Here is a 17,623-nt window from a genome sequence, read left to right on the forward strand (position 1 = left end):
CCAGATTCTAGGACAGGGGCCGCTTGCGTTTGGCGGTCAGCCGTCGGCGCGCTTACACCAACATTTCCGACGCGATCGGCCATGACCATCTACTGCGTCGCCATCGCCGTGGGCGTCTCACAGGGCGCCGAGTGGGCGCTCACCAACCCCACCCACGTGTATCAGAACAGCTGGTTCCATTACGCCAAGGTATACGCGGCACTGGCCGGTTGCTGGGGCTTCATCGCCATTAAGTACCAGTGGGGCAAGATCGGCAAGGCGCATTGGTTCCGCGCATGGCCGTTTGTGATCGTCGCCATCAACATCATGATCGCCGTCGTGTCCGACTTTGAGAGCGCCTATCACTTCTTTGTCCTGGGCGAGTCCACCTGGGTCACTTCCGAAGGTGCTACGCAGCTGGCCGGCTGGAACAACGTGTTCAACGGCATCGCAGGTATCATCAACATCTTCTGCATGACCGGTTGGTGGAGCGTCTACGCCTCCGAGGATCAGACCGACATGCTGTGGCCCGACATGACCTGGGTCTACATCATCGCCTACGATATCTGGAACTTCTGCTACACCTACAACTGCCTGCCCACCCACTCCTGGTTCTGCGGCTTTGCGCTGCTGCTGGCGCCCACCGTCGCCGCCTTTATCTGGAACAAGGGCGGCTGGATTCAGAACCGCGCCTTTACGCTGGCCATTTGGTGCATGTTTGCCCAGGTGTTCCCGTACTTCCAGGAGGAGTCCATCTTTGTGACCCACTCCACGCTCGACCCCGGCGCCGCTACCGCGGTCTCGATCGCCGCGCTGGTCGCCAACATCGCCGCGATCATCTACATCGCCTACCGCGCCAAGAAGCTCGGCCGCAACCCCTACAAGCAGGATGTCTTTGAGGGCACCAGCGATTGGGAGAAGGCCACCGCTCGCCGCGCCAAGGTTGATTACGCACACGCCGAGTAACGCGTTGGTCGTCGTTGGCACGTGGGCATAGTCCCACTTGCCAGGCTTTCGATCCAATGCCTCACGCAGCCCCCGGAACGCGATTCGCTCGCGTTCCGGGGGCTTTTTGTTGCCACAATTTTGGACCGGGCTTGCTCTCAAATTAAATTGGGTTTCTAATTGCGCGGCGGCTCTATATGGCATCGATTTTGGGTACAGTGTTGAGCCGATATTGCATTGGGGGATATATGAGCGATGAGACGATGGGCCGCGAGGATGCGGCCCAAGATGCAGAAGCGTGTGCCGAGGCCCTGGAGAGCCTCGACCGGATCGCGCTGGGCGAGATTGCGTTTGACGATGCGGGGGCCGACGCGCAGGATAAGGCGGACGACGAGACGCAACCCGATGATCGGGACGCAGACGATAGCGTTGTGGCAGCCGAAGACGAGGCCGACCACGTGAGCTCCGAAGGCGAGGCGGACGACCAGCCCGAATCCGGCGCAAGCGAGGAAACCGTCCTGCTCGATAGCTTGCCTGTCGACGACTCGCTCACCCGCGAACTCCCCGGCCTAGGCTCTGCGCCAGCCGTAGACGAGACCATCGCCATGGGTGATATTCCCCTTCCGTCTGTTCCCTCGGCGCGCGAAGCCGAAGACCGCCATCGCAAGATGACGCCCAAGCGCCGCAATCTGATGGTGGCCGGCGTTGTAGCCGTCGCGCTCGTTGCCGGGGGCGCGGGCTATGCCGCCTGGAACGGATATCAGCAAGAGCAGGCTGCCGTTGTCGCCGCCAATGCGCACACCATGATGTCGGTGCAGATTGGCGTGCATGCCGCGGGGCTCGACTGCTCTACCGGCTCCAAGATTCCCGTGCAGGTGAGTGGACAGGATTCTGACGGTTCTTCCGTGAGCGAGACGCTCTACGTCGATGAGCGCGGTCGCGGCATTAAGCTGCTGCCCGGCGACTATACGCTCTCCATCGCCGCCTCCCCCATCGCGGCGGACGGAACCATCTACACCGTCCCGACCACCAAGGCGCAGGTCACGGTGAAAGCCGACGGCCAGGATTTGCGCGACCAGGCCACCTTTAAGCTCAAGGTGCCTTCGGCGGATACGGTGACCGACGACCAGATCGACGCCGCCGCCAAGTATGCCGAGGAGGGCGGCGCGAGCTCCGCCGCTGCCGCCAAGATACTTCAGCAGGCCGCAATTGCCCGCCGCGACGCTGCCGCCAACGCCGTGAGCGCAAGCGAGGCGCAGTCTGCCCGCGATGCCGATGCTCGACACAAGGCGACGAATCTGTATCAGCTCGATATTCCGGTTGAGTGGTATGGCAAGGTCGCAACCTGGCAAAACGGCAGCACACTGTGCATTTATCTGGACGGCGACGTCAACACGCCGCTCGTGACCCTTGTCGCCGTGCGCGATGGCGAGACTTTTACGCCCGATGACGGCGATACGGTTTTGGGCACGGTCAGTCTGGGCAACGGCTACACGGTCTATGCCAGCGGGCCCGTCTATCCGTATGTGGTGGCGCAGACCATTAACGGCAAAACGAGCGACCCCGTCTCCAAATACCCCATGGACACGGCCATCGAGCTCGTCGAGCTCACGACCGGCAACCGCTACACGTACAGCCAGATCAAGAACGACCTGGTCGGCAAAGACGGCAAGGCAGATGCCGCGACCAAGCTCGAGACCGATTACCTGGCCCAGATCATGCTGCCGAGCATCAAGGCCCAGGACTAGCCGCCCCACTGCGGGGCCAAGAGGTCCTGGCCTCCACGGATCTATAGATGATTAGGTAAGGAGCCACTTCCATGCGGGCACAGCGTGCACTACCCCGTGTTCGCATGGAATATCGGCCTGCTCATCCATGGTAACGATTGCCGACTCGCCAAGATCGAACTGGGCCATCGAGACATCGAGGGCGGCTATTTCGCGTGCGCGCGTTTTCTCGCTTGCCATATCCGCGCTCACCTGAATCAGGCTATAAGCCTGCATGAGAAGTGCATCCCCAGCCACAAAGTCCACCTCGTGGCTTTTATTCTTCTCTTTGATCAGCAGGCGACAGACCGAACCGGTCCGCACCGCGGGAGTCCTTCTTCTGAGCGCATTGAACACTGCAGTCTCAAGCCTCTGGCCCTGGTCCAATGCCGATGCGGGAGAGAATGCTCCAAACATCGCAGGATCGACAGCGTAGACTTTAGACGTAGACCGCATATTATTTGCAAGTGAACGCGTGAACTCTGGCACAGAAAACATCAGATAGGCGTCCTCGTAGTACTCAAGTAGGGCACTGAGCGAATTACGGCTGACGGGTATCTGCCTACTCTTGAACTCGTTGTACACTTTGTTCACTGACAGCTCTCGTCCCGAAGACGCCATACATCGCGTCAGGAACAGCGAGGCCAAACGAGGATTCTTGACGTCATAGCGTTCAACGATGTCCATGGCGACCGTTCGCGACGCATATTCCTGCAGCAGCTGAATCGCGTCCGCAGGCGTCTGCTCAAGCGTCGCGATGAATCCACCCCGTTCAAGATATCCAGCCAGATGATGCCGAAGCAATGCTGCATCACTCGGAGAAAAGGGCACATCCTGCTCAGGAACGTTTCCCGTCTTATATCGAACGTATTCCGAAAAACTCAACGGAAAAAGCTCTCGAACAAGAGAACGACCCCTGAACTCGCTCTTAAGTTCCGAGGACAGCATCTTAGAAGAAGATCCCGTCACATAGACGGTCGCTTTCTCCGTATCGACCACACGCCGCAGAAACGCACCCCATTCAGGAATTTCCTGAATCTCGTCAAAGAAAATGTAAGCGCCCTCGGTTCGAGCAGCGGGATACAGCGCATAGAATGTATCGAGCACGTCCGCTAGTAGCGATGGCTCATACGGACGCAAGCGCTCATCCTCAAAATTGAAGTAAAGCATTCGGTCAAGCTCGACGCCTTGACCCTGAAGCCGTCGCATCTCCTGATACAGGCGATACGTCTTTCCACAACGGCGGGCACCCACAATCACATTTACGATGTTGTCGCGCTTTGGCTTCTGTGGGTTTCCCAAATCAAGGTCTCGCTCAAAGACCTGAGGAACCCCCTGCTGCTCAAAATCCTTTATTTTCTGGGCTACCAAGTCGTTGAATGCCATGATTCTCCAATCTTGCTCTCTAGCTAATCAAGATTATACTGTTTCTTGATTAGCTAGAGAGCAAGATTTCGTTTAACTTGATTAATGCTTAAGCAAGTTTTCTATCATTGTCCCGAAGGATGCCGAACAGTTGAGGGGACCTAACACGAACGCCTCGAGCCGACAGAAACGCGCGGTTCCGTCAGCTAGAGGACATTTCCTAGTTCCACGGATCGGCTTCGAACAGGGGCTCGCGCTCGGGGCGGCGATCGCTGTAGGGATCGTAGCCGTCGTCGTCCTCGTTCTCGGCACGAATGAAGGGGTCGCGCGGTTTGGGCGCCGGCTTAGGCACGGCGGGTGCAGGCTTGGGGGCCGGCGCGTTCGTCTTGTTCTCGTCTTTCATCTGCATATCTCCTTGCCATGTACTCACGTTCAACATCATCGATTGTCGCACGAAAAAGGGCGACGGACCCAATTGGATCCGTCGCCCTTGGCGTTTAGAGACGAGCTGGTAGATTTTAAGGCATGTCCCAAAAATCTACTCGGCGTCGGGGACCTCGTAGGTGGCCGACGGCGTGTTGTCGCACACGACGGTAAAGCCGCCGTCCTTGTCGACATCGACCGTCACCTGATCGCCCTCGCGCACCGTACCATCGATGATGGCGGCGGCGATGGCGTCCACGACCTCGCGCTGCACCAGGCGCTTGAGCGGACGGGCGCCAAAGACCGGGTCCAGGCCGCCCACGGCGAGCATCTGCTTGGCCGCTGGGGTGATGGCAAGCGTCATGCGCTCCTTTGCCAGACGTGCGCGGACGTCGGCGAGCTGGATGTCGACGATCTTCTCGATCTGCGCCATGCCGAGCGGATGGAACACCACGATATCGTCGATACGGTTGAGGAACTCGGGGCGGAAGGTCTGAGCCATGGCCGCGTCGACCTGATGGCGCATCTCCTCCTCGTCCTTGCCCGAAAGCTCGGCGATAGCCTTAGAGCCCACGTTGCTCGTCATGATGATGATCGTGTTCTTGAAGGACACCTGGCGACCCTGACCGTCGGTCAGACGGCCGTCATCGAGCACCTGCAACAGCACGTTGAATACATCCGGGTGAGCCTTCTCCATCTCGTCGAGCAAGATCACGGAGTAGGGCCTGCGGCGCACGGCCTCGGTGAGCTGACCGCCCTCGTCGTAGCCCACGTATCCCGGAGGCGCACCAATCAGACGCTGAACGCTGAACTTCTCCATGTACTCGGACATGTCGATACGCACGAGCGCGCGCTCGTCGTCGAACAGGCACTCGGCCAGCGCCTTGGCGAGCTCGGTCTTGCCCACGCCGGTGGGGCCCAGGAAGAAGAAGCTGCCGATGGGTTTGTCCGGATCGGAGAGGCCCGCACGGCTGCGGCGCACGGCCGCGGCGACGGCGGAGACGGCCTCGTCCTGGCCGATGACGCGCTTATGCAGCTCGCCCTCCAAGCCCTTCAGCTTGTCGAGCTCGCCCTGCATCATCTTGGAGACGGGCACGCCGGTCCAGGCGCTCACGACCTCGGCGATCTCATCGGAGGTCACCTGCTCGTTGAGGCCCTCGCCGTCCTGCTGCTTTTGTGCCTCGAGCGCAGCCTCGGAATCCTGAATCTGCTGCTGCAGGCCCGGAATCACGGAGTAGCGCAGCTCGGACGCACGGCCCAGGTCGCCGTTACGCGTCGCGCGCTCCTCTTCGCTCTTGGCCTCGTCGAGCTGCCCCTTGAGCTCCTGCACGTGGTCGATGGCGTTCTTTTGGTTGAGCCAACCGGCCTTTTGCACGTTGAGCTTTTCTTGGACCTCGGCAATCTCTTGGCGCAGGGCCTCCAGACGCTCCTTGGAGGCATCATCGGTCTCCTTCATGAGCGCCTGTTCCTCGATCTGCAGCTGGGTGAGCTGACGCGTGGTGGCGTCGATCTCGACCGGCATGCTGTCGAGCTCCATGCGCAGACGGCTTGCGGCCTCGTCGACCAGGTCGATGGCCTTGTCGGGCAGAAAGCGGTCGGCGATGTAGCGATCGGAGAGATCGGCGGCGGCCACGAGCGCGCTATCGGTGATGTGCACGCCGTGGAAGATCTCGTACTTCTCCTTGAGGCCACGCAGAATCGAGATGGTGTCCTCGACGGTAGGCTCGCTCACCATCACGGTCTGGAAACGACGGGCGAGCGCCGCGTCCTTCTCAATGTACTTGCGGTACTCGTCGAGCGTGGTCGCGCCGATCGCGTGCAAGTCGCCACGGGCAAGCGCCGGCTTCAGGATGTTGCCGGCGTCCATAGAGCCCTCGGTGGCACCCGCGCCCACGATGGTGTGGAGCTCATCGATGAACAGGATGACCTTGCCCTCGGATTTTTGCACTTCTTTGAGCACGGCCTTCAAGCGGTCCTCGAACTCGCCGCGGTACTTGGCGCCAGCGACCAGCGCGCTCATGTCGAGCTCGATAAGGTCGCGGTCGCGCAGGGTGCTCGGCACGTCGCCGGCCACGATACGCTGGGCGATACCCTCGACGATGGCCGTCTTGCCGACGCCTGGCTCGCCTATGAGCACGGGGTTGTTCTTGGTGCGGCGGGACAGGACCTGAATAGTACGACGGATCTCGTCGGTACGGCCGATGACCGGGTCGAGCTTGCCGGCGCGGGCCAGATCGCAGATGTTGCGACCGTACTGCTCCAACGCCTCAAACTGAGTCTTGTCCTCGGCAGACGTCACGCGGTCATCGCCGCGCAGCTCCTCATAGACCTGCTCGATGCGCTCCTTGGTCACGCCGGCGTCGCGCAGAACGCGGCCGGCCTCGCCCTTGTCCTCGGCAAGTGCCATCAGCAGATGCTCGGTCACCACAAAGCTGTCGCCCATCTTGGTGGCCTTCTTCTCGGCCTTTTCGATGACGCGAACGAGCTCGTTGGACAAGCCCATCTGCTGACCCTCGCCCGAAACCTTAGGCGCGTGGTCGATGGCATCTTGTGTGGAGCGTGCGAGCTGGGCCGGGTCGGCACCGATGCGCTCGATAATCACAGAGATATTGCGCTCACCGGCACCGAGCAAGGCGGACAGCAGGTGAATCGGCTCCACCGCGCCGGCCTGCGCGTCGGCAGCCGTGCTCATGGCGGTTTGCAGCGCCTCGCGCGACGTCATTGCTAGCTTATCGATTCTCATGGAATCACCTCTCTTGGGGTGGCCGCCCTACGGGGCGGCTTCACGTTGTTCGAGAAGTATTGTTGCCAGCTTTGCACGATCTTATACATAAATCTAAGTCTCTATATATAAGATTTTCTGAGTGATTGAGAGATAGGGAGCAGGCGCGCTCACCCGCTACGGCCTCGTCCCCTTACTATCTCAATCTGTAACATCTAGCGGCTGTTTATGGCTCCAGATGTTACAAATCAAGATGAAATGACCAGCGGCGCCCGTTTGTCTCAATCTGTAACATCTACTCGGCAAATTAGGGTCTAACTGTTACAAATCGAGACGAACGAAGACACCTGAATCGAAAATCTAAATCTGTAACACCAGGCCCACTTTTAGCGGCCAAGATGTTACAGATCGAGACAGACCGAAAACCACCACAAAGAGGACAGGCACCTTTGTGGTGGTCGCGGTCTCTACTCCTTCGCCGAACCCGTGCTTCCCGATTCGGCGTTCCAGGACATCTCATCCTCGAACAACCATGTACGGGCAGACCCACTATCGCGTGCAGCCTGCGGGTCGGGCAAGCAGGTCTGTTCATAGGCATCCTGAATGCACTGACCCATAAAATCGTTGAGCTCGGTCTGGTTGCCCTCCATGACATAGGCGACATCGCCGTCCAAGATGTAGATACCCGGCCCCTCATTGCCCTCGTAGCCAGGATCGTACGAAACATCACATAACTTAGTGCCATTCGCGGTGTCCAACTCGATGGACGAGCGGCATCCGCCAACCATGTCGTTCGCTTTTGCCCGATAGGATGCATATCCATACCAGCGCTTAAAGGTTTTGCCCTTGAGCAGCTCGGACGCCCTGTCGATCAGACTAGAATCCGTGGTATAGCGCATAGCCCCAAGCTGAATAAGTGGATAATTACTAATGCCCAGCGCAGCCGGTTGCTCATCAAAATCAACGGTAATGGTCTCAGGCTTGTCGTCGCCGGTCAGAAGTTCGACAGATTGAGTCACAGGCTTGACCACCGGCTCCGTCACCGCAGCAGGTAGAAATGCCATACCGACAGCGCCCGCGCCAACCACAGCGATCGCAAGCGCCAAGACAATCAATCCAATACGGGCAAAACGGCTCACGGCAAAACACCCCACAATGCAAACCTTCGCCACCTGCACCAATGATACCGCCAGCTAACACTATTACCAAAAGAAGCCGCGCGCTCCTCACCACCACAAAGGGGACAGGCACCTTTGTGGCGGTTTTCGACGCTAACGGTCGACCATCTCGCGCCATGAGATTAAACTTGAATTGTTCTCTGAACATATCCATTTCTGCCTATCCTCAACAGATCTTTGTCTCGAGGAGCGCATATGAAGCCGTCTCATTCCACCGGTCGCAACGTCATCGCCATTCTCGCCATACCCATCGCGATGTTCTTCTTTATCGTCGTCACGCCCTTTTCCCTTGGTATCGCCTCGCCCTTCGATTTATGCGGAATGGTCGACGCTGGCTCGCGTGCCACCTCGCTCTCCTTTATCTGCCGCGGTGTTTTCTACGAAGATAGAATTCCCACCGGACTTTGGCAGTCCAAGTTACCGTTGCTCGGCCAGGTCGACGGATGCTCTCCTTATTTCTGCCTTGACCCTCAGGCGCTAAACTATCTGATCGACGACCAGCCACTCGACTCCATCACCCTCGCCTACGACTACGCACCAAACACCGATGAGCGCCACATGAACCAAGTCCTCGACAAGCTGCTTGGACAGTGCGGGCTCACCGCGGAAGCCGGTCGAACCATCTATAGCAACCGGAAATTAAAGCGAACAGAACTCCGCCGTGTCGGAAAAATCCAAGGGCGAAGCGGGGCTGCCTACTGGCAGGCCTGGGCGACACGCGACAAGAGCGAATTCGGGCACAGCACCTATACGGTCACTGTCTACACCAAAGACGGAATTAAGGACAATGTTGACGATTTCGCGTCATCCAAACTCGGCATCCCCAAAACAACCAAACCCGCCACCCCAGATGAAATCCTGTAGAGACATTCATTAAAATGCTGCCCAGCGATCACAATAACATCGAGCCCGCCCCCCACCACCACAAAGGGGACAGGCACCTTTGTGGTGATTTTCGACTCCGGCGCTCATCTGTCTCGATCTGTAACATCTAGCGGCCGTTTTTGACCCCAGATGTTACAGATTGAGATGAAATGCTCAGCGGCGCCCGTTTATCTAAATCTGTAACAACTACTCGGCAAATAAGGGTCCACCTGTTACAGATCGAGATAAACAGAAGACACCCGAATCGATAATCTAAATCTGCAACACCAAGCCCACTTTTAACGGCCCAGATGTTACAGATCGAGACAGACTGAAAACCACCGCAAAGGGGCACCTTTGTGGTGGTCGCGTTCTCTACTCTTTTGCCGAGCCCGTGCTTCCCGATTCGGCGGTCCAGGGCATCTCATCCTCGAATAGCCATGTACGAGCAGATCCACCATCGCGTGCAGTCTGCGGGTCGGGCAGGCAGGTCTGGTCGTACGCGTCCATCACGCAACGATCCAAAAAATCGATCACCTGCTGCTGGTCGCCTTCAAGAATGTAGGTCACGCCGCCATCTTGGATATAGACGCCGTCCCCACCTCCGGCTTTTGCGTATTCCGGATTGTAGTTAACGGTGCGCATCAGTTTGCCATCAGATGAATACAACTTCAGCGTTGTATAGTAGCCACCGTTCACAGAACCACGTCGGCGCTCATAGGCATCCCAACCGTCCCAGCGTTTGAACGAACGCCCGTTTAGCAAGTCCAGCGCCTGTCGGGACAACTTCTCGTCCTTGGTATAGCGAGACGAGCCAAGTTCAATCATGGGGTAGTTGCTTATGCTTAGAATGCCCGGCGTTTCCTCGATATCGAGCGTTATCTCATCGGGCTTTGTAACGTCCGAAATCATTTGCCCGGGCATCGATGCAACAAGGGACGCCATCTCAACCGTCTGCTCAACCCCACTCGGCCCATAGAAGATAAGCGAGCCAAATAGGACCACGCCCGCAGCAGCGACGACGCAAGCCACCAACAGCAACAAAACAGAAGTGCAACGCTTCATCTTCAACTCCACAAACGAGAGTGTTTTGAGCTCACTTTAAAGCGCCAACTTCATACTGTCAATTCTAGATAGCATATGAACAAAGGCGCACTCCCCCATAGAGGAGAGTTGCAACCTCGATTTTAGCGCCCTCAAGACCCAACGAGCAGCACTTAACAAGTAGCCCCGGTTATACCTTTCTCTGACGCGACCCTCGCGAAGCGCGTGAGCGGCAGGGAAAGGTATAACCGGGGCGGACAAGTATGTGCGTTACTCGGCAGCGGCCTTGAACTTGTTGTAGTTGATCAGGCAGCCGGCCTTGACGACGGCGCGCTCCTCTGCCGTCATATCGGCGATGTAGAGCTCAATCTGCTCGGCCGTGCCGTCGGCGCGCACAACGTAGGCAGCGATGTTCTTTAGATCGCCATCGAGTGCGGCACGGATACCCGGCACAAAGACGTAGTCGCCCACCTCAAAGTTGGGCTCGGCCTCCATCTGGAAGGGCACCATGCCCCAGTTCATCACGTTGGAGCGATAACGCTTGGTGGCGTATTCGTGGACGATGTTGGCCAGACCGCCGATCACGCGCTGACAGCTCGCGGCTTGCTCGCGGGCGGAACCGTCACCGGGCTTCTTGGCATAGAGCATGGAGCCGTACTCGGTCGCCTTGGCATCTGCCGCGACACCCGCGCCGGCCAGCGCCTCAAACACGCCCGCGAGCTCGGCATCGAGCACCGCCAGGTCGCCCGCGGCCTCGCCAGCCACGCGGCGCTTCTCCACGGCGTCGACCTCCTTGGAGCGGCCCACGTAGGCAGGGTCGCGGCGGCTCAGCGTAAACTCGGCCAGGCCCAGCGGGTTGGAGCGGAAGGAGCTCGTCTCGCCCGAGGGAATGAGCTCGTCAGTCGTGGTGACCGGGTCCATAATCTTGGAGCACACCTTGAGCAGGATATCGTCGCCGAGCGGCTCCATCGCGGGCCACGGCTTGATGTTGGGACCCTCGACCAGCTCGTCGGCAGGCTCCGCCTTGCCAAAGCCCCAGTACACGCGCTTTTTGTACGGCGCGTCGTCAAAAGTATACTCGCAGGCCTCGTCCCAAGTCTCCTCGGGCAGGTCGGTCGCCGGCGTCAGGACGCCGCCGTTGGCAGCCGTCGCCGCAATGGAACGGGCGTCCATCAGGGCCACGGCGCTCAGCTGGCCATTACCCGGCTTGGAACCCTCGCGGTTGGGGAAATTGCGCGTGGTGTGGCGGATGGACAGGCCGTTGTTGGCGGGCGTGTCGCCGGCACCGAAGCACGGGCCGCAGAATGCCGTGCGAACGATCGCACCGGCCTCCATAAGGTCGTAGATGTAGCCGCGGCGTGTAAGCTCGAGTGCCACGGGCTGGCTTGTGGGATAGACCGACAGCGAGAACTCGCCGCAGCCGGTGTTGGCGCCCTTGAGCACGCGGGCAGCCTGGACCACGGAGTCGTAGTTGCCGCCCGAGCAGCCGGCGATAACGCCCTGCTGCACATGCAGCTTGCCGTCGACGATCTTGTCGAGCAGGCTAAAGTGCGTCTTGCCCTCGCCGATCTTGGCGGCCTCGAGCTCCACCTCATGCAGGATGTCCTCGAGGTTCTCGTTGAGCTCGTCGATCTCAAAGCCGTTAGAAGGATGGAACGGCAGCGCGATCATGGGCTTGATGCTCGACAGATCGACTTCGACGCAGCCGTCGTAGTAGGCAACATCGGCGGGCTTGAGCTCGCGGTAGTCCTCGCCGCGGCCGTGCATGGTCAAAAACGCGTGCGTGTCCTCGTCGGTGGCCCAGATGCTCGACAGGCAGGTGGTCTCGGTGGTCATGACATCGACGCCGTTGCGGTAATCGGTCGTCATGTTCGCGATGCCCGGGCCCACAAACTCCATGACCTTGTTCTTAACGTAACCCTTGGCAAAGACAGCGCGGATGATGGCGAGCGCCACATCGTGCGGGCCGACGCCGGGGCGCGGGGCACCCGTGAGGTAGATGGCCACGACGCCGGGATAGGCGACATCGTAGGTGTCGCGCAGCAGCTGCTTTGCCAGCTCGCCGCCGCCCTCACCCACGGCCATGGTGCCCAGGGCGCCGTAGCGGGTGTGCGAGTCGGAACCCAGGATCATCTTGCCGCAACCGGCGAAGTTCTCACGCATAAAGGAGTGGATGACGGCGATGTGCGGCGGAACGAAGATGCCGCCGTGCTTCTTGGCAGCCGAGAGGCCAAAGACATGGTCGTCCTCGTTGATGGTACCTCCCACGGCGCACAGCGAGTTATGGCAGTTGGTGAGCACGTAGGGCAGCGGGAACTGCTCCATGCCCGAGGCACGCGCCGTCTGGATAATGCCGACAAAGGTGATGTCGTGGCTCGCCATGGCGTCGAAGCGAATCTTGAGCGCCTCGGGGTCGCCGGACGTATTGTGTGCCTGAAGGATCGAATACGCGATGGTGCCGCGCTTGGCATCCTCGGGTGTCTGCGTAATGCCGCGCTCAGCGGCCTCGGCCTCAGGCACAACCTCGCTGCCGTTACGCAGGTAGATGCCGTCCTCGTACAGCTTGACCATACTGTCTCCCACTCTGCCCAAAAGATTTGGGCGCATAGCATACATTCGTTCAATATCGTGCCATAGAACGGTTGCGAGCGGGTTACGAATCTACACGTTCACTTTATCTCGGTAAAGCATAGGACGAGCCCGGTGCAGGACCGGCGGATTTGGTGCAAGTGTGTCCCTTTCAACTAGTCATTTAAGAACGTCCCCAATGACTACCCATAACAACGCCGATGTTTTGGCGCGGACAGCGAAAGCCCACCAGAGCGAGCAAGGCAACGCCGCAGGTAGAGGACGGACAGCGAGCGACGTCCAGAGCGAACAAGTTGGCATGAAAAAGGCAAGGCATAGACCTTCTGGTCATGCCTTGCCTTTTGAATGACAAATTGTCGCTCTGGACGTCGCGCAGCGTCGGCCCGTTACGCGGGTTGGTAAAACCGCGTAACTACAAATCCCCGCCTGCGCCCAAAAGTTTGCGCATGACCTGTTCGGGGTTGACCGAGCCGTCGCGCGGGGCCAGGGCGGTGATCTTCTTCTGCATCTTGTACTCGTGCAGCTCGTCCTCGAGCTGGCGCACGCGGGCACGAAGCTTTTCGTTCTCGCGCTCGCGCTCCTCAGCACGCTCCTTCATATCGAGGATGCGCACCACGCCGGCAAGGTTGATACCCTCGTCGGTCAGCTGGTTGATGAGCTCCAAGCGCTCGATATCGGCACGCGAATACAGGCGCGTGTTGCCGCCCGAGCGCTGGGGATTCACCAAGCCTTTGGACTCGTAGACGCGCAGAGTCTGCGGGTGCATGCCGGTCAGCTCGGCCGCCACGCTGATCATGTACAGCGGTTTGTTCCTATTGTCCTCGGCCATGCTACCTGACCCCTTTCCGTCTCGTTATCGTCCATCATAAGCCCGCGGGCGCGGGCGTGCGCCACGACCGCCCTAGTACGTCGCCTTGTAACGGTTGACCTTCTCGCGATAGTCGCGCGCGTCGGCCTCGCGCAGCTTGGTCATGGCATCGCGCTCGTCATCAGACAGGTTCGTGGGAACCTGCACCTTAATCTCGACAAGCAGTGCACCGGTACGCCCGCGATGCTTAACGTCGGGCGCACCCATCTCCTTAAAGCGGAACTTCTTGCCCGTCTGGGTGCCAGCGGGCACCTTCAGACGAACCGTCGCGCCGCCGGGCGTCGGCACGTCCACCGTGCAGCCGAGCGCCGCCTCATAGACCGAGACCGGTACCTCCATGGTCACGTCGGCACCTTTACGCTTAAACAGCGGATGCTCCTCCACGTGCGTGGTCACGACCAGGTCGCCGCGCTCGCCGCCGGCAACGCCATACTCGCCGCGACGCTTGTAGCGTAGCTTGCCGCCGTCGACCGCGCCCGCGGGCACCGAGACCGTAATGGTCTGCTGCTCGCCTGTCGAGGGAATGCGATAGGTGACCTTGTGCGTCACGCCGCGAAACGCGTCCTCGGCCGTCACATCGACGGTCAGCGACAGGTCGCCGCCCTTGCGAGCACGGCTGCGACCCGCGCCGGCACCGGCAGCGCCCGCAGCCCCGGCAAAGCCCGAGCCCCAATCGCTGCCCCAGGCGCCGTTGCCGCTAAAGATGCTGTCGAAGATGTCGCCCCAGCCGCTGGCACCCGCGCCGGCACCGTAGCCGCCGCCATACGCGCCGCCCGCGCCCGGCATGCCGCCAAACATGAGCATCTGGTCGTACTCTTTGCGCTTCTTCTCGTCCGAAAGCGTCTCGTAGGCCTCGCTGATCTCCTTGAACTTGGCCTCGTCGCCGCCGGCATCGGGGTGATATTTTTGCGCGAGCTTGCGAAACGCGCTCTTGATCTCTTTGTCGGAGGCGCTCTTGGATACGCCCAGGATGTCATAGAAGGTTTTGCCTGCAGCCATCGTAGCTCCTCTCCTGTTTCATCCGCCGCCCAGCGGGCGGCGGCTCATGCTTTCATATGGCACTAGGCCAGAAAGGGCCCCGGGTGTTGCCCCGGGGCCCTTCTCAATTACTCCTCGGTGCTCTCGGCCGTATCGGCCGCAGCATCCTCGGGCGCCGCTTCGGGCTCCGGTGCGGGGCGTTTCTCGCCGCCGTAGGTCACCGTCACCATCGCGGAACGCAGGATGCGATCCGCCATGCGGTAGCCCTTCTGGTACACGTCGTTGACGGTCTCATCGTACTGCGACGCGTCCTCGACGCGACCCACAGCCTGGTGCTCGAGCGGATCGAACGCCTCGCCCTTGGGGTCGATGGGCTCAACGCCCTCATGCGCAAACACGTCGAGCAGCTTGGCATGTACCGCGTCAACGCCATCGACGAACTGCTTAAAGTCGTCAGAAAGCTCTTGGCTGCGGGCATGGTCGATCGCGCGCTCGATATCGTCGATCACCGGCAACAGCGCGGTGACAAGCTTCTCGGTCGCGCGCTCGCGCTCGGCGATGCGCTCGTTGGCGGTGCGGCGACGGAAGTTCTCCCAGTCGGCCTGCAGACGGGCGGTGCGCTCGGTGGCGTCCTTTGCCTTGTCCTCGGCGGCCTTCTGAGCCTCTGCCGCAGCATCGAGCTCATTGCGCACGTCGGCAAGCTCTTTCTGAGCCTGCTCGAACTTGAGCTTAAAGTCGTTGTCGGCGGCTTCTTCACCGGCGCGGATAGCGGCTTCCACCATCTCGTCCTCGGTCATCGTCGCCTCCTTGTTGGAATCCTCTACTTGGTTCTCGGCAGCCTCGGCGGCCGGGGCCTCGTTGGCCTCGGTAACGTCTGCGGCCTCTACGGGAATCTTCACGTCCTTCTCCTCAGAGTCAACGGGGGCGGCGCCAGCGGCGGCCGCCTCCGTGCGAGCTTTACGGGCGGACATGATTATTTGTCCTCGTCGTCCACAACCTCGTAGTCGGCGTCGACGACGTCATCGTCGGCAGGCTGGGCGTCGGCGGCACCGTCGGTCTGCTGCTGAGCGTCGGCGTAGACAACCTGGGCCAGCTCGTAGGCCACGGACTGCAGGGACTCGCCGGCGGCCTTGATGGCCTCGACGTCAGAGCCCTCGAGCGCCTTCTTGGCGTCGGCGATAGCGGCCTCGGCCTTGGACTTCACGTCGGCGGAAACCTTGTCGCCCAGCTCGTTGAGGGTCTGCTCGGTGGAGTAGCACAGGCTGTCGGTCTGGTTGCGGACCTCGACCTCTTCCTTCTGCTTCTTGTCCTCCTCGGCATGAGCCTCGGCGTCCTTGACCATACGATCGACTTCGTCGTCGGACAGAGCGGTGGAGCCGGAAATGGTGATCTGCTGCTCCTTGCCGGTGCCCTTGTCCTTAGCGGAGACCTTGACGATGCCGTTGGCGTCGATGTCGAAGGTAACCTCGATCTGCGGCACGCCGCGACGGGCAGCCGGGATACCGGTCAGCTGGAACTTACCGAGCGACTTGTTGTCGCGGGCAAGCTCGCGCTCGCCCTGGAGCACGTTGATCTCGACGCTGGTCTGGTTGTCGGCAGCGGTGGAGTAGACCTCGGTCTTGGAGGTCGGGATCGTGGTGTTGCGGTCGATCATCTTGGTCATGATGCCGCCCATGGTCTCGACGCCCAGCGACAGCGGGGTAACGTCGAGCAGCAGGATGCCCTCGACGTCGCCGGTGAGCACGCCGCCCTGGACGGCAGCGCCGTCAGCAACGACCTCGTCGGGGTTCACGGACATGTTGGGCTGCTTGCCGGTCATGGTCTTGACGAGCTCCTGAACGGCGGGCATACGGGTGGAGCCGCCGACGAGGATGACCTCGGTCAGATCGGAGAGCTTAAGCTTGGCGTCGCGCAGGGCATTGGTGACAGGCTGCTTGCAGCGCTCGAGCAGGTCGCGGGTGATCTTCTCGAACTCGGCGCGGGTCAGCGTGTAGTTGAGGTGCAGCGGGCCGGACTGGTTCATGGTAATGAACGGCAGGTTGATGGTGGTCTGCTGGGCGGCGGAGAGCTCCTTCTTGGCGTTCTCGGCGGCCTCCTTCAGACGCTGCAGGGCCATGGGGTCCTGACGCAGATCGACGCCGTTCTCCTGCTGGAACTTGTCGGCCATCCAGTCGATGACGCGCTGATCCCAGTCGTCGCCGCCCAGGTGGTTGTCGCCCGAGGTGGACAGAACCTCAAACACGCCGTCTGCGAGGTCGAGGATGGAGACGTCGAAGGTGCCGCCGCCCAGGTCGAAGACCAAGATGCGCTGGTCGGTGCCCTGCTTGTCCAGACCATAGGCCAGGGCAGCAGCGGTCGGCTCGTTGACGATACGCTTGACGTTGAGGCCGGCGATCTTACCGGCATCCTTGGTGGCCTGACGCTGGGCGTCGTTGAAGTAGGCCGGGACGGTGATGACGGCGTCGGTGACGGTCTCGCCCAGATACTTCTCGGCGTCGGCCTTCATCTTGGCGAGCACCATGGCGCTCACCTGCTCGGCGGTGTAGTCCTTGCCCTCGATGTCGACGACGGCACGGCCACCCTGGCCCTCCTTGACCTCATACGGCACGGTCTTGATCTCGGAGGTGCACTCGGAGTACTTGCGGCCCATGAAGCGCTTGATAGAGAACACGGTGTTCTTGGGGTTGGTGACCGCCTGGTTCTTAGCGGCCTTACCCACAACGCGGTCACCGTCGGCACGGAAGCCCACGACGGACGGGGTGGTGCGGTCGCCTTCAGCGTTTACGATGATGGTCGGAGAACCGCCCTCAAGGACGGCCATGGCGGAGTTGGTAGTACCAAGGTCGATACCAAGAATCTTACTCATTAGAAATTCCCTCTCTCTTGTGCGTTTGCACCGACT

13 protein-coding genes are annotated in these 17,623 nt (G+C 60.3%); 3 read left to right on the forward strand and 10 right to left on the reverse strand.

The window, feature by feature from the left end:
* The first annotated feature begins 81 nt into the window (after window positions 1-81).
* Together I2F59_RS01405 and I2F59_RS01410 are read left to right on the forward strand one after the other, a co-directional pair.
* On the forward strand, window positions 82-945 hold the full coding sequence (locus tag I2F59_RS01405; protein ID WP_229065269.1) for a DUF5692 family protein: 864 nt from the start codon (window positions 82-84) through the stop codon (window positions 943-945).
* Between the two features lie 227 nt (window positions 946-1,172).
* Window positions 1,173-2,672, forward strand: coding sequence for a hypothetical protein (locus tag I2F59_RS01410; protein WP_195502990.1), 1,500 nt, complete (start codon window positions 1,173-1,175; stop codon window positions 2,670-2,672).
* Between the two features lie 51 nt (window positions 2,673-2,723).
* Here the strand turns inward: I2F59_RS01410 and I2F59_RS01415 are convergent, their stop codons facing one another.
* The 4 genes from I2F59_RS01415 to I2F59_RS01430 form a co-directional block, all read right to left on the reverse strand.
* Complete coding sequence (locus tag I2F59_RS01415; RefSeq protein ID WP_195502991.1) at window positions 2,724-4,076, reverse strand: ATP-binding protein; 1,353 nt, start codon at window positions 4,074-4,076, stop codon at window positions 2,724-2,726.
* 199 nt (window positions 4,077-4,275) lie between these two features.
* Window positions 4,276-4,458 carry a hypothetical protein gene (locus I2F59_RS01420; RefSeq protein WP_229065270.1) on the reverse strand — a complete coding sequence of 61 codons (183 nt, stop codon included), beginning with the start codon at window positions 4,456-4,458 and terminating at the stop codon, window positions 4,276-4,278.
* A gap of 135 nt (window positions 4,459-4,593) precedes the next feature.
* Window positions 4,594-7,221: an ATP-dependent chaperone ClpB gene (clpB, locus tag I2F59_RS01425; RefSeq protein ID WP_195502993.1), complete on the reverse strand. Its 2,628-nt coding sequence runs from the start codon at window positions 7,219-7,221 to the stop codon at window positions 4,594-4,596.
* A 446-nt stretch (window positions 7,222-7,667) separates the two neighbouring features.
* Window positions 7,668-8,354, reverse strand: coding sequence for a hypothetical protein (locus I2F59_RS01430; RefSeq protein ID WP_195502994.1), 687 nt, complete (start codon window positions 8,352-8,354; stop codon window positions 7,668-7,670).
* Window positions 8,355-8,573: 219 nt separating this feature from the next.
* Here I2F59_RS01430 and I2F59_RS01435 point away from each other — a divergent pair, with 219 nt between their 5' ends.
* Window positions 8,574-9,242 (forward strand): hypothetical protein, encoded by a 669-nt coding sequence (locus I2F59_RS01435; protein WP_195502995.1) that lies wholly within the window; start codon window positions 8,574-8,576, stop codon window positions 9,240-9,242.
* Between the two features lie 375 nt (window positions 9,243-9,617).
* Here I2F59_RS01435 and I2F59_RS01440 read toward each other — a convergent pair whose 3' ends face one another.
* The 6 genes from I2F59_RS01440 to dnaK all read right to left on the reverse strand — a co-directional run bounded on the left by I2F59_RS01440 (window position 9,618) and on the right by dnaK (window position 17,587).
* Window positions 9,618-10,307, reverse strand: a complete 690-nt coding sequence (locus I2F59_RS01440; protein ID WP_195502996.1) for a hypothetical protein — start codon at window positions 10,305-10,307, stop codon at window positions 9,618-9,620.
* 249 nt (window positions 10,308-10,556) lie between these two features.
* Window positions 10,557-12,857, reverse strand: a complete 2,301-nt coding sequence (locus I2F59_RS01445) for a hydratase (protein WP_195502998.1) — start codon at window positions 12,855-12,857, stop codon at window positions 10,557-10,559.
* A 430-nt stretch (window positions 12,858-13,287) separates the two neighbouring features.
* Window positions 13,288-13,704, reverse strand: a complete 417-nt coding sequence (locus I2F59_RS01450; RefSeq protein ID WP_006235210.1) for a heat shock protein transcriptional repressor HspR — start codon at window positions 13,702-13,704, stop codon at window positions 13,288-13,290.
* Window positions 13,705-13,776: 72 nt separating this feature from the next.
* Complete coding sequence (locus tag I2F59_RS01455) at window positions 13,777-14,742, reverse strand: DnaJ C-terminal domain-containing protein (RefSeq protein ID WP_195503000.1); 966 nt, start codon at window positions 14,740-14,742, stop codon at window positions 13,777-13,779.
* 107 nt (window positions 14,743-14,849) lie between these two features.
* The gene (locus I2F59_RS01460) at window positions 14,850-15,692 is read right to left on the reverse strand and encodes a nucleotide exchange factor GrpE (protein WP_152067935.1); all 843 of its coding nucleotides are present in this window, start codon (window positions 15,690-15,692) and stop codon (window positions 14,850-14,852) included.
* A gap of 2 nt (window positions 15,693-15,694) precedes the next feature.
* Complete coding sequence (gene dnaK, locus I2F59_RS01465; RefSeq protein ID WP_195503003.1) at window positions 15,695-17,587, reverse strand: molecular chaperone DnaK; 1,893 nt, start codon at window positions 17,585-17,587, stop codon at window positions 15,695-15,697.
* Window positions 17,588-17,623: the final 36 nt, after the last annotated feature.

It is taken from the genome of Collinsella aerofaciens (assembly GCF_015556945.1).
Taxonomy (GTDB): Bacteria; Actinomycetota; Coriobacteriia; order Coriobacteriales; family Coriobacteriaceae; genus Collinsella; species Collinsella aerofaciens_AO.

Coding starts and splice junctions, on each gene's coding strand:
- I2F59_RS01405 (WP_229065269.1), top strand. CDS start 82: ATGACCATCTACTGCGTCGCCATCGCCGTGGGCGTCTCACAGGGCGCC.
- I2F59_RS01410 (WP_195502990.1), top strand. CDS start 1,173: ATGAGCGATGAGACGATGGGCCGCGAGGATGCGGCCCAAGATGCAGAA.
- I2F59_RS01415 (WP_195502991.1), bottom strand. CDS start 4,076: ATGGCATTCAACGACTTGGTAGCCCAGAAAATAAAGGATTTTGAGCAG.
- I2F59_RS01420 (WP_229065270.1), bottom strand. CDS start 4,458: ATGAAAGACGAGAACAAGACGAACGCGCCGGCCCCCAAGCCTGCACCC.
- clpB (WP_195502993.1), bottom strand. CDS start 7,221: ATGAGAATCGATAAGCTAGCAATGACGTCGCGCGAGGCGCTGCAAACC.
- I2F59_RS01435 (WP_195502995.1), top strand. CDS start 8,574: ATGAAGCCGTCTCATTCCACCGGTCGCAACGTCATCGCCATTCTCGCC.
- I2F59_RS01440 (WP_195502996.1), bottom strand. CDS start 10,307: ATGAAGCGTTGCACTTCTGTTTTGTTGCTGTTGGTGGCTTGCGTCGTC.
- I2F59_RS01445 (WP_195502998.1), bottom strand. CDS start 12,857: ATGGTCAAGCTGTACGAGGACGGCATCTACCTGCGTAACGGCAGCGAG.
- I2F59_RS01450 (WP_006235210.1), bottom strand. CDS start 13,704: ATGGCCGAGGACAATAGGAACAAACCGCTGTACATGATCAGCGTGGCG.
- I2F59_RS01455 (WP_195503000.1), bottom strand. CDS start 14,742: ATGGCTGCAGGCAAAACCTTCTATGACATCCTGGGCGTATCCAAGAGC.
- I2F59_RS01460 (WP_152067935.1), bottom strand. CDS start 15,692: ATGTCCGCCCGTAAAGCTCGCACGGAGGCGGCCGCCGCTGGCGCCGCC.
- dnaK (WP_195503003.1), bottom strand. CDS start 17,587: ATGAGTAAGATTCTTGGTATCGACCTTGGTACTACCAACTCCGCCATG.